At 63.1% G+C, this 23,240-nt stretch carries 23 protein-coding genes; 18 read left to right on the top strand and 5 right to left on the bottom strand.

The annotated features are described in order from the left end of the window. Positions 1–45: 45 nt before the first annotated feature. The 4 genes from NKI59_RS32950 to NKI59_RS32935 all read left to right on the top strand — a co-directional run bounded on the left by NKI59_RS32950 (position 46) and on the right by NKI59_RS32935 (position 3,903). Positions 46–1,296, top strand: a complete 1,251-nt coding sequence (locus NKI59_RS32950) for a Zn-dependent hydrolase (RefSeq protein ID WP_352708689.1) — start codon at positions 46–48, stop codon at positions 1,294–1,296. Between the two features lie 316 nt (positions 1,297–1,612). Beyond that, positions 1,613–1,993: an endonuclease domain-containing protein gene (locus NKI59_RS32945; protein ID WP_352453399.1), complete on the top strand. Its 381-nt coding sequence runs from the start codon at positions 1,613–1,615 to the stop codon at positions 1,991–1,993. Positions 1,994–2,080: 87 nt separating this feature from the next. After that, on the top strand, positions 2,081–3,532 hold the full coding sequence (hydA, locus tag NKI59_RS32940) for a dihydropyrimidinase (RefSeq protein WP_352708688.1): 1,452 nt from the start codon (positions 2,081–2,083) through the stop codon (positions 3,530–3,532). 29 nt (positions 3,533–3,561) lie between these two features. Further along, positions 3,562–3,903, top strand: coding sequence for a hypothetical protein (locus NKI59_RS32935; protein WP_352708686.1), 342 nt, complete (start codon positions 3,562–3,564; stop codon positions 3,901–3,903). A 35-nt stretch (positions 3,904–3,938) separates the two neighbouring features. On the opposite strand, the gene NKI59_RS32930 is transcribed toward NKI59_RS32935, so the two are convergent. Then, entirely contained in the window at positions 3,939–4,343 is a 405-nt protein-coding gene (locus NKI59_RS32930) for a cupin domain-containing protein (protein WP_023675871.1), read from the bottom strand. Between the two features lie 176 nt (positions 4,344–4,519). Between NKI59_RS32930 and NKI59_RS32925 the strand changes: the two genes are divergently transcribed. From NKI59_RS32925 to NKI59_RS32905, 5 genes are all read left to right on the top strand, one after another. Continuing rightward, entirely contained in the window at positions 4,520–5,311 is a 792-nt protein-coding gene (locus tag NKI59_RS32925; RefSeq protein ID WP_352453396.1) for an ABC transporter ATP-binding protein, read from the top strand. 394 nt (positions 5,312–5,705) lie between these two features. Next, positions 5,706–6,584: an ABC transporter permease gene (locus tag NKI59_RS32920; RefSeq protein ID WP_352647004.1), complete on the top strand. Its 879-nt coding sequence runs from the start codon at positions 5,706–5,708 to the stop codon at positions 6,582–6,584. After that, positions 6,581–7,717 (top strand): ABC transporter permease, encoded by a 1,137-nt coding sequence (locus NKI59_RS32915; protein WP_352453394.1) that lies wholly within the window; start codon positions 6,581–6,583, stop codon positions 7,715–7,717. Before NKI59_RS32920 ends, NKI59_RS32915 begins: the two co-directional genes overlap by 4 nt. A 40-nt stretch (positions 7,718–7,757) precedes the next feature. Continuing rightward, positions 7,758–8,729: an ABC transporter substrate-binding protein gene (locus NKI59_RS32910; RefSeq protein ID WP_352453393.1), complete on the top strand. Its 972-nt coding sequence runs from the start codon at positions 7,758–7,760 to the stop codon at positions 8,727–8,729. 147 nt (positions 8,730–8,876) lie between these two features. Further along, complete coding sequence (locus NKI59_RS32905) at positions 8,877–9,320, top strand: CHRD domain-containing protein (protein ID WP_352453392.1); 444 nt, start codon at positions 8,877–8,879, stop codon at positions 9,318–9,320. Positions 9,321–9,360: 40 nt separating this feature from the next. Here the strand turns inward: NKI59_RS32905 and NKI59_RS32900 are convergent, their stop codons facing one another. The 3 genes from NKI59_RS32900 to NKI59_RS32890 form a co-directional block, all read right to left on the bottom strand. After that, positions 9,361–11,010: a thiamine pyrophosphate-binding protein gene (locus tag NKI59_RS32900; protein ID WP_352708685.1), complete on the bottom strand. Its 1,650-nt coding sequence runs from the start codon at positions 11,008–11,010 to the stop codon at positions 9,361–9,363. Continuing rightward, a complete protein-coding gene (locus NKI59_RS32895) occupies positions 11,007–12,182 on the bottom strand; it encodes a CaiB/BaiF CoA transferase family protein (RefSeq protein ID WP_352505567.1) in 1,176 nt (391 codons plus the stop codon). Before NKI59_RS32895 ends, NKI59_RS32900 begins: the two co-directional genes overlap by 4 nt. A gap of 78 nt (positions 12,183–12,260) precedes the next feature. Next, a complete protein-coding gene (locus NKI59_RS32890) occupies positions 12,261–13,196 on the bottom strand; it encodes an alpha/beta fold hydrolase (protein ID WP_352708683.1) in 936 nt (311 codons plus the stop codon). Between the two features lie 265 nt (positions 13,197–13,461). Between NKI59_RS32890 and NKI59_RS32885 the strand changes: the two genes are divergently transcribed. The 4 genes from NKI59_RS32885 (at position 13,462) to NKI59_RS32870 (ending at position 16,516) form a co-directional block, all read left to right on the top strand. Then, a complete protein-coding gene (locus NKI59_RS32885; RefSeq protein ID WP_198023545.1) occupies positions 13,462–14,247 on the top strand; it encodes an alpha/beta fold hydrolase in 786 nt (261 codons plus the stop codon). Then, positions 14,244–14,693: a MarR family winged helix-turn-helix transcriptional regulator gene (locus tag NKI59_RS32880; RefSeq protein ID WP_023675882.1), complete on the top strand. Its 450-nt coding sequence runs from the start codon at positions 14,244–14,246 to the stop codon at positions 14,691–14,693. The genes NKI59_RS32885 and NKI59_RS32880 overlap by 4 nt, the downstream gene beginning before the upstream one ends. Positions 14,694–14,813: 120 nt before the next feature. Further along, positions 14,814–15,827, top strand: coding sequence for a ribonuclease T2 family protein (locus NKI59_RS32875; RefSeq protein ID WP_352708682.1), 1,014 nt, complete (start codon positions 14,814–14,816; stop codon positions 15,825–15,827). A gap of 74 nt (positions 15,828–15,901) precedes the next feature. Then, on the top strand, positions 15,902–16,516 hold the full coding sequence (locus NKI59_RS32870; RefSeq protein WP_352708680.1) for a hypothetical protein: 615 nt from the start codon (positions 15,902–15,904) through the stop codon (positions 16,514–16,516). A 27-nt stretch (positions 16,517–16,543) separates the two neighbouring features. On the opposite strand, the gene NKI59_RS32865 is transcribed toward NKI59_RS32870, so the two are convergent. Next, a complete protein-coding gene (locus tag NKI59_RS32865) occupies positions 16,544–17,839 on the bottom strand; it encodes a GGDEF domain-containing protein (RefSeq protein WP_352571800.1) in 1,296 nt (431 codons plus the stop codon). Between the two features lie 241 nt (positions 17,840–18,080). Here NKI59_RS32865 and ettA point away from each other — a divergent pair, with 241 nt between their 5' ends. The 5 genes from ettA (at position 18,081) to NKI59_RS32840 (ending at position 23,075) form a co-directional block, all read left to right on the top strand. Next, positions 18,081–19,730, top strand: a complete 1,650-nt coding sequence (gene ettA / locus NKI59_RS32860; protein WP_292659428.1) for an energy-dependent translational throttle protein EttA — start codon at positions 18,081–18,083, stop codon at positions 19,728–19,730. A gap of 45 nt (positions 19,731–19,775) precedes the next feature. After that, positions 19,776–20,546 (top strand): trans-aconitate 2-methyltransferase, encoded by a 771-nt coding sequence (tam, locus tag NKI59_RS32855; protein ID WP_352708678.1) that lies wholly within the window; start codon positions 19,776–19,778, stop codon positions 20,544–20,546. Positions 20,547–20,654: 108 nt separating this feature from the next. Next, positions 20,655–20,990, top strand: a complete 336-nt coding sequence (locus NKI59_RS32850) for a hypothetical protein (RefSeq protein WP_352708676.1) — start codon at positions 20,655–20,657, stop codon at positions 20,988–20,990. A 121-nt stretch (positions 20,991–21,111) separates the two neighbouring features. After that, positions 21,112–22,233, top strand: coding sequence for a beta-ketoacyl-ACP synthase III (locus NKI59_RS32845; protein ID WP_352708675.1), 1,122 nt, complete (start codon positions 21,112–21,114; stop codon positions 22,231–22,233). 224 nt (positions 22,234–22,457) lie between these two features. After that, the gene (locus tag NKI59_RS32840) at positions 22,458–23,075 is read left to right on the top strand and encodes an MOSC domain-containing protein (protein WP_352708673.1); all 618 of its coding nucleotides are present in this window, start codon (positions 22,458–22,460) and stop codon (positions 23,073–23,075) included. Positions 23,076–23,240: the final 165 nt, after the last annotated feature.

The following is a 23,240-nucleotide window of genomic DNA, read 5'->3' as shown; positions in this document are numbered from 1 at the left end:
GGGGAGGGGGACGCTGGCGTGCCACAACCAATGAGGTTTTAGAATATGGCCGCCCCCGGCGAGAATCTGCGAATCAATTCAGACCGTTTGTGGGATTCGATAATGGAGATGGCGAAGATCGGCCCCGGCATTGCCGGCGGCAATAATCGCCAGACCGTGACTGACGAGGACGGCGAAGGGCGGCACCTGTTCAAGCGTTGGTGCGATGAGGCGGGGCTCGAAATGGGCGTCGACGAGATGGGCACGATGTTTGCCCGTCGCGAAGGCACCGATGCGAGCCTGCCGCCGGTCTATGTCGGCAGCCATCTCGACACCCAGCCGACCGGTGGCAAATATGACGGCGTGCTCGGCGTGCTCGGCGGCCTGGAGGTCGTGCGCTCGCTCAACGATCTCGGCATCAAGACTAAGCACCCGATCGTCGTCACCAACTGGACCAACGAGGAAGGCGCGCGGTTTGCGCCGGCGATGATGGCATCCGGGGTGTTCGCCGGCGTGCTCGATCAGGCCGACGTCTATTCGCATGTCGACAAGGACGGCAAGAAATTCGGCGAGGAGCTCGAACGGATCGGCTGGAAGGGCACCGAAAAGGTCGGCGAACGCAAGATCCACGCCTTCTTCGAATTGCATATCGAGCAGGGCCCGATCCTCGAGGACGAGGGCATCGACATCGGTGTCGTCACCCATGGGCAAGGGTTGAAATGGCTGCAGGTGACGCTGACCGGCAAGGAGGCGCATACCGGCTCGACGCCGATGCCCAAGCGGCGCAATGCCGGGCTCGGCATGGCGCGGGTGATCGAGTTGGTGCACGAGATCGCCATGGACTATCAGCCCGACGCCGTCGGCGCGGTCGGCCATATGGAGGTCTATCCGAACTCGCGTAACATCATTGCCGGGCGCACCGTCTTCACCATCGACATCCGCTCGCCGGAAAAGGAGGTGCTGGACGCCATGGACGGGCGCATCCGCGAAGGCATCGACACGATCTGCGACGCGCTCGACATCAAATATCAAATCGAGCAGGTCGGCCATTTCGATCCGGTCACTTTCGACGCGGGCTGCGTCAAGGCTGTGCGGGATGCGGCGGAGCGCCTGGGATATACGCATCGCAACATCGTCTCCGGCGCCGGCCATGACGCCTGCTGGATCAACCGCGTCGCACCCACCGCAATGGTGATGTGCCCCTGTGTCGACGGTCTCAGCCACAACGAGGCCGAGGAAATCACCAAGGAATGGGCAGCGGCCGGCGCCGACGTGCTGTTCCACGCGGTGGTCGACACGGCGGAGATTGTGGGGTGAGATGTTGGCGCCGTACCCCCACCCCTAACCCCTCCCCACAAGGGGGAGGGAGACTTCCGTTGGCGCTGACCTCGGCAAATTGCCTGCCTTGCGGCGCCAAAAGGGGAAGTAAGGGCGTGCGGCAGCGTTCCCTCCCCCTTGTGGGGAGGGTTAGGGTGGGGGTCCATCTTCGTAAGAATCCAAATGCGATTGCCCTGCCACAAGGGGGAGGGGGACTAGCAATGCCGATGTCTTTTTCTATGGCGAAAGCTTTGATGGGTTCAGCTGTGACAGCGCGGCACCAAGCCTCCCTCCCCCTTGTGGGGAGGAATTGAGGGTGGGGGTACTCGTCTTGGCACCGACCGCGATCGATCCAGCCGCCATCAAACGTGCAAGAATGTTGCGCCGGAACATGACAGAGGGCGAGCGTAAGCTCTGGTCCGAGCTGAAGGAGTTCCGTCGCCTCTACGGGTTACATGCAAGGAAGCAGGCGCCGATTGGGCCTTATATTGCGGACTTCGTTCTGCACGAGAAGAACCTCGTCATCGAGGTGGATGGAGAGCATCACTTTATGCCGGAGCAAATGGAGAAGGACCGCATACGTGATGCATGGTTTGGCCGACAGGGCTATCGTGTGCTCAGGTTTTCGACTGGAGACTTGGCAAATTCCTTCGATGGTTGCGTCGAGGAGATATTGCGGGAAGTTGGAGTCATGTAGAGGCCGTTCAGGGTTCCTCGACGCTGAACCGACCTGATCAAGCAAGGCGCTCATAAAGAAGCGCGAACGAAACAAGGGAACAAGAAAATGTCCAAAGTCATCAAGAATGGCACCATCGTCACCGCCGACCGCACGTGGAAGGCCGACGTGCTGTTCAAGCACGGCAAGATCATCGGCATCGGCTCGGATTTGCATGGCGACCATGAGTTCGACGCCAGCGGCTGCTATGTGATGCCGGGCGGCATCGACCCGCATACCCATCTCGAAATGCCGTTCATGGGCACCTATTCGGCCGATGATTTTGAATCCGGCACCCGCGCGGCCCTTGCCGGCGGCACGACGATGGTCGTCGATTTCTGCCTGCCAGGGCCGCAGCAGTCGCTGCTCGAGGCCCTGCAGATGTGGGACAACAAGACTTCGAAGGCGTCCTGCGACTATTCCTTCCACATGGCGATCACCTGGTGGGGCAAGCAGGTGTTCGACGAGATGGCCACCGTCGTCGACAGGGGCATTACCTCGTTCAAGCATTTCATGGCCTACAAGGGCGCGCTGATGGTCGATGACGACGAGCTCTATTCATCGTTCCAGCGCTGTGCCGATCTTGGCGCGCTGCCGCTGGTCCATGCCGAGAATGGCGACGTTGTGGCGGCGCTGTCGCAGAAGCTGCTGGCGGCGGGCAACAGCGGCCCGGAGGGACACGCCTATTCGCGCCCGCCTGAAGTGGAAGGCGAGGCGACCAACCGCGCCATCATGATCGCCGACATGGCCGGTGTGCCGCTCTATGTCGTGCATGTCTCCTGCGAGCAGGCGCACGAAGCCATCCGCCGGGCGCGCCAGAAAGGCATGCGGGTATTCGGCGAGCCGCTGATCCAGCACCTGACGCTCGACGAGAGCGAATATTTCAACAAGGACTGGGACCATGCGGCGCGCCGGGTGATGAGCCCGCCCTTCCGCAACAAACTGCACCAGGATTCGCTGTGGGCCGGCCTACAGGCCGGATCGCTGCAAGTGGTGGCGACCGACCATTGTGCCTTCACCACCAAACAAAAGCGCAACGGCGTCGGCGACTTCACCAAGATCCCGAACGGCACGGGCGGGCTCGAGGATCGTTTGCCGGTGCTGTGGACGACCGGCGTCAAGACCGGCCGGCTGACGATGAACGAGTTCGTCGCGGTGACCTCGACCAACATCGCCAAGATCCTCAACATGTACCCGAAGAAGGGCGCCATCGTCGAAGGCGCGGACGCCGACATCCTCGTATGGGACCCCATGCGCAAGAAGAAGATCACGACCAAGAAGCAGCAGTCGGTGATCGACTACAATGTCTTCGAGGGTTTTGAGGTAACCGGCCTGCCGCGCTTTGTCTTCTCGCGCGGCGAACTGTCGATCGAGGAAAACGAGGTCAAGGCGAAGCCCGGCCATGGCGAGTTCGTCGCTCGCGAGCCGAACGCGGCGGTCAACCGGGCGCTGTCGACGTGGAAGGAAATTTCCGCGCCGCGCAAGGTGGAACGGACGGGCATCCCGGCGACGGGCGTTTGAGCTTGGCGAGCCACGGAGCGATTATCTCAATGGCCGCGGTGATCCTTGCCGCCGGGCCGGCGGCGGCTGACGTCCTTGCCGGCTCCTGTGGCAATGAGGTCGGTTGCGCTGGTGTACGGCTCGGTTATCAGGACAGCGACGATTATGTCGTGCTGACCGCCGACGGCGTCGAAACCTATGGCAGCGGCTGCCAGTTCGCACAGCGACTGACGACGGCGCCTGGCACCCTGTTGTTGAGCTCCACCTGTTTCGCCGAGGGCGAGGAGGGCACGACCACGGATGTCGTCAAGGTCATCAACAGAGGAGGGGACGGTTTCTTCGTGACCATTCCCGGCCTTGAGGAGATAGGACCGCTGAAATCATGTTCGTGACGGTGCCGATGACGACCGCTGCCTCGATGCCGGCGTCAGGCGACCAACCCGTCCAGTTCCGGCAGCAGGACGACGCTTTCCTGTTCGTTGGGATCGGTGCGGGCAATGACCGCCGAGGCGGGGCCGTCGCTCAGATTGGCCGGCAGATGCGGCACGCCGGGGGGAATATAGAAAAGATCGCCGGCCTTGACCACGATATGCTGTTCGAGCCGGTCGCCATACCAGGTATGGACTTCGCCGGAGAGCACATAGATCGCGGTTTCATGGTTTTCGTGCATATGCGCCTTGGCGCGGGCACCCGGCGGCATGGTCAGCAGATGCATGCAGATGCCGGACGAGCCGACTGTTTCGGCGGCGATACCGGCGAAATAACTCAGGCCCTGCTTGCCTTCATAAGAGCTTTCAGGGCGGATAAGATGGCAAGTCGGTTTGGGCGACATCGGGGCAACTCCGGGCGTCTATCTGATGGGACAAGGGCGCGTAGAACTGGGGCGCATAGAACTGGGGCGAGTAAAACTGCGGCGAGTAGGACTGGGCGAGTGGAAAGCAACATCGGGGTAAAATCAATGGGATTCCGGCCGGCGCCGCAGTGGCCGGAAGCGACAGGCTACGGCCGATGACGGGAGTATCGCCAGCCGTTGTTTCGGCAAGCAAGCTTGGCCTGACCTTCCAGACCAATGATGGTCCGGTACAGGCGCTGTCGAATGTCGACCTGACGATCGGCAAGGGGGAATTCGTGTCCTTCATCGGGCCCTCCGGCTGCGGCAAGACGACCTTGCTGCGCGTCATCGCCGATCTGGAGAAGCCGACATCGGGAGCCATCTCCGTCAACGGCATGACGCCCGAGCAGGCGCGCCAGAGCCGCGCCTATGGCTATGTCTTCCAGGCGGCCGCACTTTATCCGTGGCGCACGATCGAGCGCAATGTGGCACTGCCGCTGGAGATCATGGGCCTGTCCAGGGCGGAGCAGGCGGCGCGCATCAAGCGAACCCTCGACCTTGTCAACCTCAGCGGCTTCGAGAAGAAATACCCCTGGCAGCTTTCGGGCGGCATGCAGCAGCGCGCCTCGATCGCGCGGGCGCTCGCCTTCGACGCCGACCTTTTGTTGATGGACGAGCCGTTCGGCGCGCTGGACGAGATCGTGCGCGATCACCTCAACGAACAGCTGCTGGAGCTTTGGGAGCGGACCAACAAGACTATCTGCTTCGTCACCCATTCGATCCCTGAGGCGGTCTATCTGTCGACGCGCATCGTCGTCATGTCGCCGCGCCCGGGGCGTGTCAGCGACGTCATAGAATCGACGCTGCCGAAAAAGCGGCCGCTCGATATCCGCGAGACGCCGGAGTTCCTGGCGATCGCGGCACGCGTGCGGGACGGGCTGAGGGCAGGGCACAGCTATGATGATTGAGGGCGCGCGCGACGGGCTTGCGCGTTCAACGCAGGAGGTGCCTCCGCCCCGCGAGGGAGCGGTCAACAATGCCTTCGTCATCCTAGGGCGGAGCCGCCGCGAAGCGGCGTGCGCAGACCCTAGGATCCATGCCGTGACATTAGCCGAAAGGCGCAAGCGGTTCAGAATATTCGCCGGGCAGAGCGGTGTGGAGGGAGCAATGTTCCGCACCGTTGCGAAGCAGGGAGGTAACGGCATGGATCCTAGGGTCTGCGCCGCGTCGCTTCGCTCCTTGCTTCGCCCTAGGATGACGAAAGAAACGATTGCCGTAGCAAAAGTACCCGGCCTCCGCTTCGCTCCGGCCACCCTCTCCCCGTTGGGGAGAGGAGGGCACCCATCCTGCGAGGACCACTAGATGGACTCGTTTCGCGACAAGATCGTTCCGGTGACCTCGATCCTCCTGGGCGTCGTCGTCGTCTGGTACGTCATGGCTGTCATCCTCAACGCGCCGTTCCAGCGCGATCTCGACCGCCGCGCCAATCAGACGCCGGGTGTTGTGGAATTCATCGGCAAGACGCTGGTACAGCCGAAGCCGACGCTGCCGGCGCCGCATCAGGTGGCGGTGAATTTTTTCGAAAACACCTTTCTGCGTAGCATCACCTCGAACCGCAGCCTTGTCTACAATGCCTGGGTGACGCTGTCGTCGACGCTGCTCGGCTTTGCTTTCGGCACGGCGCTCGGCATCGTCATCGCCGTCGGCATCGTGCATGTGGCGACGCTCGACCGCAGTCTGATGCCGTGGATCATCGCCTCGCAGACCATTCCGATCCTGGCGGTGGCGCCGATGATCATCGTCGTGCTGGCGGCGGTCGGCATCACCGGGCTTATCCCGAAGGCGCTGATCTCGACCTATCTGTCGTTCTTCCCCGTGGCGGTCGGCATGGTGAAGGGACTGCGCTCGCCCGAGCTCACCCATCTCGACCTGATGCACACCTATAATGCCAGTGCCTCGCAGACCTTCTGGAAATTGCGCGTGCCGGCTTCGGTGCCGTTCCTGTTCACCTCGATGAAGGTGGCGGTGGCCGCCAGCCTGGTCGGCGCCATCGTCGGCGAGTTGCCGACCGGCGCCGTCGCCGGCATCGGTGCCAAATTGCTCGCCGGCGCCTACTACAGCCAGACCATCGACATCTGGTCGGCTCTGGTTGCCGGGTCGGTGGTCGCGGCGCTGCTGGTGATGGTCGTCGGCATCGCCGGGCGCCTTGTCGACCGCGCCATGGGCGGGAGGCCGGCATGAGCTCCATCCTGAGCCTTTCCTCAATCACGCCTCGATCCTGGCAGGGGTATGCCGCGCTTGTCCTGCTTGTCGGCGCGCTGCTTCTTTGGCCGCTCGTCAGTGCTACGCCCGGTTACGGCATGGCGACTACGGTGTTGATTTTCATTTTGCTGCTCGTGGCAATCGAGGCCGACAACTTTCCACCGATGATCGGGGTGGTGTTGCTGTTCCTTGGCGCGCATGGCGCAGCGTGGATGCTGCTCGCCGGCATAACCGGCAATGAGGGCAGCGCTCGCGCATCCTTCTATCTGCTGCTCGTCGCGGCGTGGTTTTTGGCCTGGCGCTGCGTAACGGTCTTGTCGTCGTTTCGCCCGACATCGCGCTGGGCGTCAACCGCCCTGCGCCTGATCATTCCGGCCATCTTCGGCGCCTGGATCCTGATCATCTGGGAGGCGGTGACGCGTGGTGCCGGCATTCCCTTCATCCTGTTGCCGCCGCCAAGCGCCATCGGTGCACGCATCGTCGGCTCGCTGCCGGTGCTGGGGGCCGATGTCAGGCAGACCATCTTCAAGGCGGTTATCTTCGGCTATGTGGTGGGGAGCAGCGCCGGCTTCCTCGTTGCCATCGCCGCCGACCGCGTGCCGTTCCTGCGGCGCGGGCTTTTGCCGATCGGCAATATGGTGTCGGCGCTGCCGATCATCGGCGTCGCGCCGATAATGGTCATGTGGTTCGGCTTCGACTGGCAGTCGAAGGCAGCGGTTGTCATCATCATGACCTTCTTCCCGATGCTGGTGAACACCGTCGCCGGGCTTGCCGCCTCCGGCCATATGGAGCGCGACCTGATGCGCACCTATGCCTCGAGCTACTGGCAGACGCTGTTCAAGCTGCGGCTGCCGGCGGCGGCACCCTTCATCTTCAATGCGTTGAAGATCAATTCGACGCTGGCGCTGATCGGCGCCATCGTCGCCGAGTTCTTCGGCACGCCGGTGGTCGGCATGGGATTCCGCATTTCGACGGAAGTCGGGCGGATGAACATCGACATGGTGTGGGCGGAAATCGCAGTTGCAGCACTTGCGGGTTCGGTCTTTTATGGCGTGGTCGCTCTTTTCGAGAGAGCAGTCACGTTTTGGCATCCCTCTGTCCGTGGTGGATAGGGGCGGTGGGTTTAGGGCGCTAACTTCAGAGGGTAAAAACATGAAAAGACTTGTTGTTTCGATGCTGGCCGGCGCGATGTCGCTTGCCGCGTTCCAGGCGATGGCCGCGGACAAGGTGACGCTGCAGCTGAAATGGGTCACCCAGGCACAGTTCGCCGGCTATTATGTCGCCAAGGCCAAGGGCTTCTATGACGCCGAGGGCCTCGACGTCGACATCAAGCCCGGCGGACCGGACATTGCACCGGAGCAGGTTATTGCCGGCGGCGGCGCCGACGTCATCGTCGACTGGATGGGCGGTGCGCTGGCTGCGCGCGAGAAGGGCGTGCCGCTGGTCAACATCGCCCAGCCGTTCAAGAAGGCCGGCATGGAGCTGGTCTGCCCGAAGGACGGTCCGGTCAAGACGGAAGCCGACTTCAAGGGCCATACGCTCGGCGTCTGGTTCTTCGGCAATGAATATCCGTTCTATGCCTGGATGAACAAGCTTGGCCTCAAGACCGATGGCGGGCCGGACGGCGTCACCGTGCTCAAGCAGAGCTTTGACGTGCAGCCGCTGATCCAGAAGCAGGCGGATTGCATTTCGGTCATGACCTATAACGAGTACTGGCAGCTCATCGACGCCGGCTACAAGCCGGAAGAGCTGACCGTCTTCAACTATTCCGCCATGGGCAACGATCTGCTCGAAGACGGGCTCTATGCCCTGGAGGACAAGCTCAAGGATCCGGCCTTCGAGGATAAGATGGTGCGTTTCGTGCGCGCTTCGATGAAGGGTTGGAAATACGCCGTCGACAATTCCGACGAAGCGGCCGGCATCGTCATGGACAATGGCGGCCAGGACGAGAATCACCAGAAGCGCATGATGGGCGAAGTCGCCAAGCTGATCGACAATGCCGATGGCAAGCTCGATCCGGCGACCTACGAGCGCACCGCCAAGGCGCTGCTCGACCAGAAGATCATCAGCAAGGAGCCTACCGGCGCCTACACGACGGCGATCACCGACAAAGCCATCAAATAGGGCTGTCAAACTGGCTTGTAGCGGAAAAGGGGCGGGCGACCGCCCCTTTTTAGTGGGAGGTAAAATGAACGTTACCGGCGGAAACATCCGCTCGCAAAATCGTTGTGCCGGTGCACCCGCCTCAAGGGTGTCACAACGGAGGTTTCCATGCGCATCCAGTCCTTCACGCCGATGCTTTCGGCGCTGGCCATTTCTGCAGCCATCTTCTCTGCTTCACCGGCCTTGGCCGAAACCATAAAGATGACGGCGACGCTCGATGGTGCTCAGCAGAACCCGCCCGTCACCACGAAGGGCAAGGGCACCGCCACGCTCAGGTTCAACACCGCCACCAAGAAACTCGGCTGGACCGTGAGATATTCCGGCCTCAGCGGGCCGGCGAAGGCCGCACACATTCACGGCCCGGCGGCAAAGGGTCAAAACGCCGATCCGGTGGTGCCGTTCGAAGGCAAGCTGAAGAGCCCGATCAAGGGTTCGGCGACATTGACTGATGCCCAGGCCACCGATCTTGAGGCAGGCAAATATTACGTCAACATCCACACCGCGGCCCACGCGGACGGCGAGATCCGCGGCCAGATCGAGAAGGCCAAATAGGCAGATCACGACGACAAAACAGGGCAATCATCCTGTTTTGTCAGGCCTTGTCGCGAATCTGGGTCATCGTGCGGGTCGGCGTGATGGCTTCAGGGTCGAGCCTGATCTCTACGATCGACGGCTTGCCGCTGGCCCGCGCTCGCTCGAAGGCCGCGGCGAAGTCGGCGGTCTTTTCCACCGTCTCGCCATGGCCGCCATAGGCACGGGCCAAAGCAGCAAAGTCGGGATTCTTCAAGTCCGTGGCGACGACACGGCCGGGATATTCGCGCTCCTGATGCATGCGGATGGTGCCGTAGATGCCATTGTTGACGACGATGACGATGATCGGCAGCCCGTATTGCACGGCTGTGGCGAATTCCTGGCCGTTCATCAGGAAACAGCCGTCGCCGGCGAAGGCGATCACGTCGCGGTCGGGGAAAAGCTGCTTGGCGGCGACCGCCGCCGGCGTGCCGTAGCCCATCGAGCCGGATGTGGGGGCTGCCTGCGTGCCGAAACGTCGGAAGCGATGGTAACGATGCACCCAGGTGGCATAGTTGCCGGCGCCATTGGTGAGGATGGCGTCGTCCGGCAGCATCGTCTCGAGATAATTCATGATCGGCCCCATCTGCACGGCGCCCGGGCCGCTCTCCGGAGGCGTCGACCAGTCGAGATAGGCGGCGTGCAGCTTCGCTGCCTCAGCCGCCCACACCGGCGTTGCGGCCGGCTTGCGTCTGGCAAAGGCTTCGACGAAAGCGGCAGGCGAGGCATTGATCGCCAGCGCCGACCGGTAGACGCGGCCGAGTTCGCCGGCGTCGGCATGGATATGGACCAGCGTCTGGTCGGGGTAGGGACTCTTCAGCAGCGTGTAGTCGGATGACGGCATCTCGCCCATGCGGCCGCCGATCAGCAGCACAAGGTCGGCCTGCTTGATGGCGGTTGCTACCTTGGGATTGATGCCGATGCCGACATCGCCGGCATAGTTCGGGTGGAGATGGTCGAACAGCATCTGGCGGCGGAAGGAGCAGCCGACCGGCAGCGACCAGGCTTCGGCTATCGTCCGCATCCGTGCAACGGCCTCCACGTCCCAGCGCGTACCGCCGAGGATGACGAAGGGCCGCTTTGCCTTGTTGAGCAACACTTCCAGTGCGTCGAGCTCGACTTCGCCAGGCCGCGTCTCGACAGGGGTATAATGCCGGGCGTCCGGTGCCTCGGCGAGGCTGGTCAGCATGTCCTCGGGCAGCGAGATGACGACCGGGCCGGGCCGGCCGGACGTCGCCACCGCAAAGGCGCGTGTGACGAATTCGGGTATCCGTGCGGCGTCGTCGATCTCGACCACCCATTTGGCGATATCGCCGAAGAACCTGACGTAGTCGACCTCCTGGAAGGCCTCGCGCCCTTTGGCGTGGCTGGCGACCTGGCCGATGAACAGGATGAGAGGGATTGAATCCTGCATCGCGATGTGGATGCCGGCCGAGGCATTGGTGGCGCCTGGGCCGCGGGTGACAAAGCAGATGCCGGGCCTGCCGGTCAGGCGGCCGTGGCAGTCGGCCATCATTGCGGCACCGCCCTCCTGGCGGCAGACGATTGTGCGGATCGGTGAATCATGCAGCGCGTCGAGCACCGCCAGATAGGATTCGCCAGGTACGCAATAGATACGGTCCGTTCCGTTGGCTTCGAGCGCATCGACGATGAGTTGTCCGCCGGTCTTCATTTTCCTGACCTCTCCAGTTCGGCAAGGATTTCTTCGGTGTGTTCGCCGAGACGCGGCGACGGGCGCTCATAGACCAGCGGCGTGCCGGACATGACCATCGGCGCCCGCACCGAGGGCAAGAGATTGCCATGGCCGTCATCGAGGTCGAGCCGCATGCCGCGCGCGATGGTCTGCGGGTCGGCAAACATCTGGCCGATGTTGTTGATCGGGCTGGCTGGAACCCCGGCGGCTTCGAGCCTGGCCAGCAGCGGGTCGCGATCGAAGGCTTTCAGCGCCTCGATCATATGCTCGCGCAGCTTCGCCCGGTTGGCGACGCGGGCGGGATTGGTGGCGAAGTCAGGGTTCGACGCCAGCTCGTCGAGGCCGACGGCAGCGCAGAACTTTGCGAACTGGCCATCATTGCCGACCGCCAGGATGATGTGGCCATTTTTCACCGGCACCACTTCGTAGGGCGCGATGTTCATGTGCGCATTGCCCATCTGCACCGGCGACTGTCCGGAGACGAGATAGTTGAGGTTCTGGTTGCCGAGCGTCGAGATCTGGGTGTCGTAGAGCGCCATGTCGATATGCTGGCCTTCGCCGGTCTTCTCGGCATGGCGAAGCGCCGCCTGGATGGCGATAACCGAATAAAGCCCGGTGAAAACATCCGAAATAGCGACGCCCGCCTTTTGCGGTTCGCGGCCGGCTTCGCCGGTGATCGACATCATGCCGGCCATGCCCTGGATGATGAAATCATAGCCGGCACGCGGCGCATACGGTCCCGACTGGCCAAAACCGGTGATCGAGCAATAGATCAGCCGCGGGTTGATTTTCCTCAGGCTGTCATAGTCGAGGCCGTATTTCTTCAGTCCGCCGACTTTGAAGTTTTCGATCAGCACATCCGATGTCGCGACCAGCCGGCGCACCGTCTCGGCACCCTCGGGCGTCGAGAAGTCGATGGCGATGGAGCGCTTGCCGCGGTTGCAGGAATGGTAATAAGCGGCCGAAAGGTTCTCGCCGTCATGGCCGATGACGAAGGGCGGTCCCCATTTGCGGGTGTCGTCGCCGCCGTCCGGGCTCTCGACCTTGATCACGTCGGCGCCGAGGTCGGCAAGCAGCTGTCCGGCCCATGGCCCGGCGAGGATGCGTGCGAGTTCGATGACGCGGATGCCTTTGAGCGGAGGCTCAGTCATGGATCACCGTGGTTGATCGGAAGCGCAGCCTCTATCAATCCCGCGCGCCGCTGTCACGGCCCTTGCAATGGGCCAGTATCACTGTGCCCTCAGCACGCGGTCGGCCCAGGCGGCAAAATCCTCCATGATGATGTCTCGGTTGATCTCGTTCAGGCTTTCGTGGCGGGTTTTGGCGTAAACCTTTGAAACAAGATTCGAAAAACCCATCATGTGCATCCGGCCGGCAAGATGGCTGACCGCCTTGCCGCCGTCCGAGGCCGGATCTTGCTCGCCTCCGACCAGATTGACGAACAGGTCGCGCCGCACGCCGGAAAAATTGCGGTCGCTGCCGCAATGCAGCGTCATCATCACGATGTCCTGCCACATCGACACCGATGCGTCCCAGCCGCAAAGCGGGTCGGCGATGTATTTCTCGACTTCAGCGGCATCGCGCGACAGCCAGTCGAACGGCGTCCGGTGATTGGGCACCGCCTTGCCCCAGGCCCGGAACGTCAGCCGGGGCAGCATGCGCGACGGCACGTCTGAGCCAAGCCGGAACTTTTCCCAACCAAGCATGGCCAGCGCGATTTGGCCGAGCAGTCCGGCCGAGAAATTGCCGTTCCAGATCGCGGCGCCATGGATGCGCGCCGAGTGGCGGAGGACAAAGTTCAGCGAGACCGACGCGCCCAAGGAGTGACCGAAGACGATGACCGGCAGGCCCGGCTGTTCCCTGGCGATGAGATCATGGACGGCGGCGACATCGGCGATGACCTTGGCACCGCCATCCGCATCGGCGAACCTGCCAGGTGGCGCGTCGGGCGCCTTGGTGGCGCCGTGGCCACGGTGGTCGTGCGCGTAGACCTGGTAGCCGCGCTCGCCAAGGAAATCGGCGAAACGGGCATAGCGTGCCGCGTGCTCGGCCAACCCGTGATTGACCTGGACAATGGCGCGCGGTTGGCCGATGGCGTGTTTCACATAAACGTTGAGCTCGGCGCCGGTCGGCGATGCCAGCATCCTCTGCTTGTCAAATGGCATGTCTCGCTCCCGTCGCCGACTGTTGGGCGACGCAGCGATCGACGTCAAGGGACGTGGGTACCCATTCGACGGTAGTTGACAGCATGCTGTCAATGTGATTACATGACAGCATACTGTCAAATGGTCAGCGGCAGATTGGGGGTATGACTATGAAAACCACCGGGGCCATTTCGCGGCGTGCAATCTTGCTGGCGGCTTCGCCTTCACGACGGCCACCCTGTTGTCAGGGATTGCTGCGTTCAGTCAGGAAACCAGGGAGATGACCATGATGACGTCCACTGTTCCAGGCCCGCAAGGCCAGCTTGCCACTTATAGGATCAACGCCGGCAATGGCCTGCCGATCATGTTCCTGCATGGAGATTGCAGCCGCGCTTCCCACTGGGACCGGGTGATGCAGCTCTCCGTCGAAGGCCGCGAGGCGGTAGCCTTCGATTTTCGCGGTCATGGCGCCTCCGCGCCGGCGCAGGACGGTGACTATGGTTATGACGGTCGTGCAATGGATGTCGGTGCCGTGGCCGACGCGTTTGGCCTGAAGCGGTTTCTCATTGTCGCGCACAGCGGCGGCGGTGGCGTGGCGCTCGCTTATGCCGCAAGCCATGCCGACCGGGTCGCCGGTGTCTTGCTCGTCGACCCGGCGACCGATCCTCGTGCGCTGCCGCAGGCGATTCGTGACGGCTTTGTCCGCGATCTGGCCGGTCCGCAAGGCCGTGATGTCCTGAACGCCTATTACACGTCGATTGCCGGCCCTAACGCGGCTGTTCGCCAGCGTGTTCTGGCCGATGCGGCAGTGGTCGATCCGGCGGCGAGGGCAAGTGTCGGCAAGGCACTGGCCGAATGGAACCCGGAGCCGGCACTCGATGCGTATCGCGGGCCTATGTTCGTATTGGCTACCGAGGCCAGTGACACTCCAGCCGCGCTCTACCGGCTGCGCACGGACATTCCGCGCCAGATCGTGGCGGGCAGCGGCCATTGGGTGATGCTTGACAAGCCCGAGGTCGTAGCCGAAGCCGTTAATAATTTCGTCGCGACCATCGAGGCCGGCCAGAAATGACGACCAGGACCGAAGCGGCAAATGTGCTCACCGAACTGGTGCTTGCCGTGTTCAGGATGAACGGAAGTTTTCTGGATGCGGCCGACCGGCTGGCCGCTCCAACCGGGCTGACGGCAGCGCGCTGGCAGGTTTTGGGTGCAGTTTTGAAGGAGCCGAAATCTGTGGCCGACATCGCCCGCGACATGGGTCTCGCCCGTCAGAGTGTACAGCGGCTGGCCGACATACTGGCTGCGGAGGGGCTTGCCGCCTACGCCGACAACCCGGCGCATCGCCGCGCCAAGCTGTTGTCGATAACCGATGCCGGCCGGGCAGCGGTCAAGAATATCGGCACACGCCAGCATGTTTGGGCGAACCGCGTTTCGGAGGGTATGGACGCCGACGCGCTGAAAGCCTCGCTTGATCTGCTGCGCACCCTGACGGAACGGGTGGAGGCGGGCGGATCCTGATCGACCGCGCGGGAGCCGTCTCAATGCGCTGGCGATTGTTTTTACGGCCGGCGAAAGAAATCGTAATTCTGACATGTCGCAAGTTTCTAGCTTGCGGCGTGAATCACGAGGAGTGCCGGAATGCGGATTTGGGCGATATGGGGGGCGGTGTTTGTTGCGTTTGCTGGCGCAAGCGCGGCGCGGGCCGATGTGAAGATGACCGGCTCTTTCGTCGCCGATGCCGCCTGTCCGGCAACGCAGGCGATCAAGAGCGGCAAGAATCCCGGCAATGTCTCGACCGCGGCTGGTCAGAGTTATGATCTGCTGGCCGGCAACAAGGACGCGCCCACGCACTATCTCATTCGCGTGCCGGGCGCCGATCCGGAGCGCCGCTGGGTTAAGATCAGCTGCGGTCGTGTTTCGGGCGGCAGCGCGTCGACGATGCCGGCTGCACCGGCGCCTGCCGAGCCGAACAAGCCATCGGCGTCCGGAAAGCCGGAATATGTCTTCGCGCTGAGCTGGCAGCCGGCTTTCTGCGAGACCAAATCCAGCAAGGCCGAATGCCGTGCGCAGACCGCCGCCGGTTTCGAGGCGACCCACTTCACCTTGCATGGGTTGTGGCCGCAGCCGAACGGAAATTTCTATTGCCAGGTCGCCGCAAGCGACAAGGCGAACGACGATCCGGCGCACTGGCGAGACTTGCCGCCGGTCACCCTTGACCCGAAAACGCGAGCGGAACTCGACCAGGTGATGCCGGGCACCGCATCCGCCCTCGAAAGGCATGAATGGATCAAGCACGGCACCTGCTACGGCAAGAGCCAGCAGGAGTATTTCTCCGTCGCTTTGAACCTGATGCGCGCGGTGAACGCGTCGCCGGTGCGCGATCTCTTCGCCAGGAACATCGGCAAGCAGCTCACGTCCGATCAGATCCGCAGCACCTTCGACAGTGCCTTCGGCAAAGGCGCGGGCGACCGGGTCCGCGTGTCCTGCGTGGTCGATCCTTCGAACGGCAGGCGGCTGATCGGCGAACTGACGCTCGGCCTGACCGGCCCGATCGCTTCGAACGCTTCGCTCGGTGCCCTGCTGCTTGCCTCGGCGCCGACAGCCAAGGCTGGCTGCCCGAAGGGCGCGGTCGATGCCGTCGGGTTCCAGTAAACAGGCCGTACGCGACTGTCGCTTTGCACCGGGGATGGTATGATCCCGGGGGGCATCATTCATAGGGGGTGGCGATGAGTGGTATGACGGGCGGCGCGCTGGCGCGGCTGGCGTTCTGGGCCAAGGGCATGACGGCGATCCGCGACGGCCATATGGAGTGGCCGGGCTTTTCCTACACCGAAGTGGAGTGGGCGCGCATGACCACGCTCGCCAAACCCGTCGGCGGCGGCACCTACCAATTGTTCACGCTGGTCAACGCGGCGATCTTCATCGCCATTGCCGCGCTCGGGATATTCTGTGTCTTCCTGCCGCTGGCGGCGCTGCTGTTCCCGGTACCGGCCGAAACCAGTGCGATCAAGTTTTCGCTGCTCCTGGCGGCATGCGCCTTCCTGATCATCGGCATCGGCCTGCCGATTTCGCTGCGTCTTTCGACCACGCTGGTGGCGCCGAAGGCAATGCGGGCCGCGCTTGTCGCCGTGCCCGGCGACCAGGCGCTTGCGGCAAAAGTGTCATGGCAGATCAAGCGGATCACGCTCGTGCTCTGCGGCCTGCTGGTACCGGGCATTCTTCTGTTCATTGCCTACGACATCGAAGCCGGCCCGATTATTACCGCGTTGAAATGGCTGGCGATCGCGCTGATGGCGGTTTCGGTTGCGATCGGCGGATGGCAGCGGCGCAAACAATCCTGATTGAGCCAATCGCAGGCCTGGGCAGCGTTACGCGCCGGCGCTGCGCTCCGGCCTGGTCCATGTGTTGCGGGCGTCTGCTTCGTTGCCGCCCGGTTCGCCGACAACGCGATCGCGTCCCGTGGATTTGGCCTTGTAGAGACGCTGGTCGGCCAGCGCAAAGAGATCGGCAAGGCAACGGGTCGTCTCGCTGACCGTCGAGATGCCGGCGCTGACGGTAATGTCGAACCGGCTGGTGCTCGCGGACGTCTTGACCGCTTGCCTGACGGTTTCGCCCAGCAGTCTGGCGAGCGGCTGCGGACGCCAGCCGAGGATGGCGAATTCCTCACCGCCGATCCTGAACAATTGATCTTCGGTCCCGACAAGTTCGCCAAGCAAAATTGCCAGGGCTTTCAGCACCTTGTCTCCCTCGGCGTGGCCGAAGCGGTCGTTGATCGATTTGAAGTGGTCGACATCGATGATCAGCAGGCTGAGCGCCCTGGCGGTCCGCAGGCTGGCGGCGACGGCGGCCTCGCCATCGCTGTCGAAGCGCCCCCTGTGCAGGAGGCCGGTGAGGCCGTCGCGACCGACATGCTCGACCAGCGCCTCATAGCGCTCGCGATAGGTCAGCGTGTCGAAAATGTCGGAAAGCCCGCGCGCCGCCGGCACCTGCCGCGCCTCGAACCACCTGATATAGCCGACCAGCATGGTGCTGTAGACCAGGGCCGCTGCCATCTTGGCGAACCAGCCGCCGAAGAACACCGCGACCGGCGCGCCGGTGACGAAATGCAGCGCCGTGAAAAAGCCTGCCTGGTCGAAGGTGAGCACGCAGGCGACGGAGACCAGGATGCGGGTGAAAAGCGCCTTGCGCAGATATTTGCCGAGCTTTTCATAGAGCAGAATGATCAGGATGGCGTCGACGAACAGCAGCGTCGTGCCCCACACCATCAGCCAGCCCATCTCGTCGATGAAGCCGATGTCGGGAAGCTTGCCGTCGGGCAGCGGTGCGATGTCGTGCAGGCGCAGGATCAGCACGAGCCCGATCATCAGGGCATTGCCGAGCAGCAGGCCGTAAATCGGCTGCCGGACAGTTGCCGCGTCCTCCTTGATGTAGAGCAGGAGCAGCATGACCAGCTTGCCGGAAAACAGCACGGCCGAACCCGGCGATACCATGCCGAACGGCAGCGCGACGTAGAAGACGCTGGCGAGATAGGTTTCCAGGAAATGCATGACGCCAAGGGCGCAAACAAAGACGCCGAGGCCGATGCGGCCCCTGAACCGGAAAAGCGTGACCATGATGCCGAAATAGAGAACCGCTTCGGCAAAAAGCAGGAAACTGTTCAACACGGCCCGATCTCTCTCCCCGAAATCGCGGCTGCCAGCGATTTCCCATCCAACATTGTTTGACGCGGAATGGTTAACCGGAGCTTTCGCCTGGGCGCCGGCACGAAATGAAGCGGCTAAGCGTTTGTGGGTGCGACCAAATCCGCTTGGGGCCAAAACTGTTTGCCGTTCGCGGCCGCATCGCTTACATAGCCCCCAACTTCCATTCAATCCGACATCAGTCGACTTTTCAGGGAAAGCGCGCGTGGCACGCCAGTTCATCTATCACATGGCCGGCCTCAACAAGGCCTACGGCACCAAGAAGGTGCTCGAGAACATTCATCTGTCCTTCTATCCGGACGCCAAGATCGGCATCCTCGGTCCCAACGGCGCCGGCAAGTCGACGATCCTCAAGATCATGGCCGGCATCGACAAGGAGTGGAGCGGCGAGGCCTGGCTGGCCGAGGGTGCTACCGTCGGTTACCTGGCGCAGGAGCCGGCGCTCGATCCGAACAAGAACGTGTTCGAAAACGTCATGGAAGGCGTCGCCGCCAAGACCGCCATCATCGAGCGCTACAACGAATTGATGATGAACTATTCCGACGAGACGGCGGACGAGTCGGCCAAGCTGCAGGACGAGATGGACCGGCTCAACCTCTGGGATCTCGAACAGCAGGTCGAGATGGCGATGGAGGCACTCGGCTGCCCGCCCAAGGAGGCCGATGTCACCAAGCTGTCGGGCGGCGAACGCCGTCGCGTCGCGCTTTGCCAGCTTTTGCTGCGCCAGCCCGACCTTCTGCTGCTCGACGAGCCGACCAACCATCTCGACGCCGAGACGACGGCGTGGCTGGAAAAGCATCTGCGGGCCTATCCGGGCGCGGTGATGATCATCACCCACGATCGCTACTTCCTCGACAATGTCACCGGCTGGATCCTCGAGCTCGATCGCGGCCGCGGTATCCCGTACGAAGGCAACTACACCAAATATCTCGAAGCCAAGGCCAAGCGGCTCAAGCAGGAAGGCCGCGAGGACGATGCGCGCCAGCGGGCGATCGGCCGCGAGCGCGAGTGGATCCAGTCCAGCCCGAAAGCCCGGCAGACCAAGTCGAAAGCCCGTATCCAGGCCTTCCAGGATCTGCTGGATGCAGCCGACAAGCGGCGTCCGAGCGACACCCAGATCGTCATTCCGCATGGCGAGCGGCTCGGCAATGTGGTGATCGAGGTCGAGGGCTTGTCGAAGGGCTTTGGCGACACGCTTTTGATCGACGATCTCGAATTCAAGCTGCCGCCCGGCGGCATCGTCGGCGTCATCGGCCCGAACGGCGCCGGCAAGACGACGCTGTTCCGCATGATCACCGGCCAGGAAAAGCCCGATGCCGGCACCATCCGCGTCGGCGAGACGGTCAAGCTCGGTTATGTCGACCAGAGCCGCGACGCGCTCGACCCGACCAAGACGGTCTGGGAAGAGATCTCGGGCGGCGCCGAAGTGGTCAAGCTCGGCAAGTTCGAAGCCAACACCCGCGCCTATTGCGCGTCGTTCAATTTCCGCGGCGGCGACCAGCAGCAGAAGGTCGGCAACCTGTCCGGCGGCCAGCGCAACCGCGTGCATCTGGCCAAGATGCTGAAGACCGGCGGCAATGTGCTGCTGCTCGACGAACCGACCAACGATCTCGATACCGAAACGCTGGCTGCACTTGAAGACGCGCTCGAGAGCTTCGCCGGCTGCGCCGTCATCATCTCGCACGATCGCATGTTCCTCGATCGCCTGGCGACGCACATCCTCGCCTTCGAGGGCGACAGCCACGTCGAATGGTTCGAAGGCAATTTCGAGGATTACGAGCAGGACAAGATCCGCCGCCTCGGCCCGGACGCTGTCAATCCGCACCGCATGACGTATAAGCGGCTGACGCGGTAAGACATTTACAGGGCGGCGAATTCTCAAATGATCTGAGGAACCAAGATGGCCGACTGGTCCGCCGCCCTCTACCTGAAATTCGAGGACGAGCGCACCCGCCCCGCGCGCGATCTCGTTGCGCAGGTGCCGGTGCCGGAACCGCGCCGGGTGGTCGACATTGGCTGCGGGCCGGGCAATTCGACCGAATTGCTGGTCGAGCGCTGGCCGCAGGCGCAGATCAGCGGCTTCGATACCTCCCTCGACATGATCGAGAAGGCGAAGGCGCGCCTGCCCGGCGTCACCCTTGCGCTGGCGGATGCGGCGGCGTGGCAGCCGAACGAACCGGTCGACGTGATCTTTGCCAATGCGGTGTTCCAGTGGCTGCCGGAGCATCCGGCGGTCTTCCAGCGGTTGATGGGATTTTTGGCGCCCGGCGGCGCGCTTGCCGTGCAGATGCCGGACAACATGGCCGAGCCTTCGCACCGGCTGATGCGGGAGACCGCGGCCGAGATGCCGTTCGCCGAAAAGCTCGAGCGCGCGGCCCGCGCGCCGCTGCCGCCGGTCGCGTTCTATTACGACCTTTTGTCGCCATTCTCGGATCGGCTCGATATCTGGCACACGATCTACAACCATCCGCTGGCCGATGCCGAGGCGATCGTCGAGTGGGTGAAATCGACGGGGCTGAAGCCGTTCCTCGATCCGCTCGACGAAAACGAGCGGCAGCTTTTCCTGAAGCGCTACGCGGCCGGGATCAGCGAAGCCTATCCGAAAACGGCAAGCGGCAAGGTGTTGCTGCGCTTTCCCCGTCTCTTCATCGTGGCGCGGCGTTCCGCTTAGAAACTCTTAGCTACACCCAAAAACAGCCAGCAGCGGATGCTTGACCGGCTTTCGCCGTCATGCGCATCTCGCTGGGGCACGGCCCTTTATGGGCCATGGGGGTGGATGATGACACTGAAAAAGATGGGTTTCGGCGGCAGCATTTGTGCGGCCGCTGTGCTTGCCTTGTCTCTATCGGCGGAGGCCAAGCGAGCGCGCTGCTTCACCAGCGACGACGGCTATTTCTCGTGCAGCTATCGGGCGCTGGACGATACCGGGAGCTTTCGCATCTCGGCGCCGGGTTATCCGACCTACGTCCTGGAAATCGACGGACCGGGTTTTGCCTACGGCTATGTCAATCTCGGCCGCCGCAACGTGCCGCTGCCCGGGCAATTCGTGCGCAGCCGCGATGACGGCGCCTGCTGGAACAACCCGCAGACCAATACCAAGCTCTGCGCCTGGTAAAGACCCGTCCCAGGGACTTGATTTAAGCCGGCATAAACTGGCTAGGTGCAAAAGAGGTTGCGCCGAGCTTTTTGCGGCGTCGACATGAAGCCGCAACGCCTGCGCACGGGACGAACTGGAAATGCATCGCGTCATCATCAGCGGCATCGGCGTTGAAATCCCCGAAGCCTTGATCACCAATGAGGAACTCGTCGCCAGCTTCAACAGCTGGGTGGACATGGAGAACGTCCGCCGCGAGGTGTCGGGCGAGCCGCTTCTGCAGAAATCGGACAGTGCCTTCATCGTCCATGCCTCGGGCGTCCAGACCCGCCATGTCATCGAACGGGAAGGCATCCTCGATCCGACCCGCATGGCGCCGCGCTTCGCGGCGCGGCCCGACGATGCGCTGTCGCTGGAGGCCGAGTTCGGCATCGCTTCGGCCAGCAAGGCGCTCGATCATGCCGGGCTGAAACCGGGGGATATCGACCTGGTGATCTGCTCGGCCTCGCACCATCAGCGGCCCTATCCGGCGATCGCCATCGAAATGCAGCAGGCGCTGGGGACGAAAGGCGCCGGCTTCGATATGGGGCTTGGCTGCTCTTCGGCAGCGGCGGCGTTGCACATCGCGGTCAATCTGGTGCGGGCAGGGGCGCATAAACGCGTGCTGGTGACGACGCCGGAGATCATCACCGGTCACCTCAATTTTCGCGACCGGCAGACGCATTTCATCTTCGGCGACGCTTCCGTGTCGATGGTCGTCGAAGGGCTTGCCCAGGGCGAGAAGCGGCCGGGCCGCTTCGAGGTGCTCGACACGCGTGCCTGGACGCAGATGTCGAACAGCATCCGCACCAATCTCGGTTACTATACCCGCGCCACCCAGGACGATCCGTACATGATCGATCTGGAAGGCAATCTGATCAAGCAGATCGGCAACAAGGTGTTCAAGGAAGTCACCGTTGCCGGCCACAAATTCATCGTCGAATTCCTGGCCGAGCACGGGCTGACGCCGCAAGCGATCCGGCGCTTCTGGCTGCATCAGGCCAATGCGCGGATGAACGCCATGATCCTGAAACTGTCGTTCGGCCATGACGTCGACCACGACCGCGCGCCGATGGTGCTGGAGCGCCTCGGCAACACCGCCGCCGCCGGCGCCATCATCGCCCTGTCGGAGAACCATGCCGACATGAAGGCCGGCGACTACGGCCTACTCTGCGCCTTCGGCGCCGGCTACTCGATCGGCGGTGCGCTATTGCGCATGCTTTAGATTCTTGTTTTACGCATGTCATTGTCCCAAAACCGCTGCACACCCTCGGTTCAAGCCCGAGGGCATGCTTTTGGGCGACATGTATTAGCCCGGCGCGAACGGCACCAGCATCGGAACGCGCCTGGCAAATCGCATCAGTCCGCTTGATCGAAGCATCAGCGCTTTCGACTGGACCTGATGAGCTGACCGCGGCTAATTGCGCGTATCACGCGAGGCACGAACCCATGCTGGACCTTTTTCCCGAAGCCGAAACTCCGGTCGAGATCGTCCCGTCGCGAAAACTCGCCGCCAGGGTGGCAGCGCTCTATCTCGCATCATTCGATCGTTTTGAGACACGAGCGGTGGATCAGTTGCAACTCGGCTTCGACGGCATCGACGGCGATTTCCATGCCGGCACGACGCGGCGCTCCGGCGGGCGGGAACCCTGGTATCCGCGCGGCACCGAGATGCGCAACGAACGGCAATTGTCGATCGTGGCGGCGGACGAGCTGGCGATCGTCGCCGAACGGATGGGCATCGCCGAGATCAAGCCGGAATGGATCGGCGCCAATCTCCTGATCGAAGGCCTGCCGCGTCTCTCGATGCTGCCGTCCGGCACGCTGCTGTTCTTCAAAGGCGGCGCGACCGTCAAGGTCGATGCGCAGAACGGGCCTTGCCGCATCGCCGGGCGATCGGTCGCCGAGAATGCCGGGATGGCCGACCATGAGGCCGGCGCGTTGCTGTTCCCGAAGGCGGCGAAGCGCTTGCGCGGGCTCGTCGCCTGGGTCGAGAAGCCCGGCACGATCGCGGCCGGCGAGGAGATATCGGTGCGCGTGCCCGAGCAGTGGATTTACCGGGCCTAGTCCAGGCAGGGCGTAGACTTGGGTTCCTCGCCCACCGCGAAGCGGGGGGAGAGGTGGCCGCGAAGCGGCCCGGGAGGGGCCATAGGCGAGCGCGGGGGGGGCCCCCCGGCCAGGGGGGGGGGCGGCCCCCCCCCCCCCCCACCAAGAGGGGGGGGGGGGGGCGCC

This window comes from Mesorhizobium sp. M0598, from assembly GCF_040320865.1.
Classification (GTDB): Bacteria; Pseudomonadota; Alphaproteobacteria; order Rhizobiales; family Rhizobiaceae; genus Mesorhizobium.
The sequence above is the reverse complement of the archived record's forward strand: the minus strand, read 5'-3'. Positions and strand labels throughout refer to the sequence as shown.

Bases quoted from the DNA above. Each gene is read 5' to 3' on its own strand.
- NKI59_RS32905 (WP_352453392.1), top strand. From the start codon at position 8,877: ATGCGCATCCAGTCCTTCACGCCGATGCTTTCGGCGCTGGCCATTTCT.
- NKI59_RS32915 (WP_352453394.1), top strand. From the start codon at position 6,581: ATGAGCTCCATCCTGAGCCTTTCCTCAATCACGCCTCGATCCTGGCAG.
- NKI59_RS32900 (WP_352708685.1), bottom strand. From the start codon at position 11,010: ATGAAGACCGGCGGACAACTCATCGTCGATGCGCTCGAAGCCAACGGA.
- NKI59_RS32895 (WP_352505567.1), bottom strand. From the start codon at position 12,182: ATGACTGAGCCTCCGCTCAAAGGCATCCGCGTCATCGAACTCGCACGC.
- NKI59_RS32935 (WP_352708686.1), top strand. From the start codon at position 3,562: ATGGCCGCGGTGATCCTTGCCGCCGGGCCGGCGGCGGCTGACGTCCTT.
- NKI59_RS32925 (WP_352453396.1), top strand. From the start codon at position 4,520: ATGACGGGAGTATCGCCAGCCGTTGTTTCGGCAAGCAAGCTTGGCCTG.
- NKI59_RS32875 (WP_352708682.1), top strand. From the start codon at position 14,814: ATGCGGATTTGGGCGATATGGGGGGCGGTGTTTGTTGCGTTTGCTGGC.
- NKI59_RS32850 (WP_352708676.1), top strand. From the start codon at position 20,655: ATGACACTGAAAAAGATGGGTTTCGGCGGCAGCATTTGTGCGGCCGCT.
- NKI59_RS32870 (WP_352708680.1), top strand. From the start codon at position 15,902: ATGAGTGGTATGACGGGCGGCGCGCTGGCGCGGCTGGCGTTCTGGGCC.
- NKI59_RS32890 (WP_352708683.1), bottom strand. From the start codon at position 13,196: ATGCCATTTGACAAGCAGAGGATGCTGGCATCGCCGACCGGCGCCGAG.
- tam (WP_352708678.1), top strand. From the start codon at position 19,776: ATGGCCGACTGGTCCGCCGCCCTCTACCTGAAATTCGAGGACGAGCGC.
- NKI59_RS32885 (WP_198023545.1), top strand. From the start codon at position 13,462: ATGATGACGTCCACTGTTCCAGGCCCGCAAGGCCAGCTTGCCACTTAT.
- hydA (WP_352708688.1), top strand. From the start codon at position 2,081: ATGTCCAAAGTCATCAAGAATGGCACCATCGTCACCGCCGACCGCACG.
- NKI59_RS32910 (WP_352453393.1), top strand. From the start codon at position 7,758: ATGAAAAGACTTGTTGTTTCGATGCTGGCCGGCGCGATGTCGCTTGCC.
- NKI59_RS32920 (WP_352647004.1), top strand. From the start codon at position 5,706: ATGGACTCGTTTCGCGACAAGATCGTTCCGGTGACCTCGATCCTCCTG.
- NKI59_RS32880 (WP_023675882.1), top strand. From the start codon at position 14,244: ATGACGACCAGGACCGAAGCGGCAAATGTGCTCACCGAACTGGTGCTT.
- NKI59_RS32950 (WP_352708689.1), top strand. From the start codon at position 46: ATGGCCGCCCCCGGCGAGAATCTGCGAATCAATTCAGACCGTTTGTGG.
- NKI59_RS32930 (WP_023675871.1), bottom strand. From the start codon at position 4,343: ATGTCGCCCAAACCGACTTGCCATCTTATCCGCCCTGAAAGCTCTTAT.
- NKI59_RS32840 (WP_352708673.1), top strand. From the start codon at position 22,458: ATGCTGGACCTTTTTCCCGAAGCCGAAACTCCGGTCGAGATCGTCCCG.
- NKI59_RS32845 (WP_352708675.1), top strand. From the start codon at position 21,112: ATGCATCGCGTCATCATCAGCGGCATCGGCGTTGAAATCCCCGAAGCC.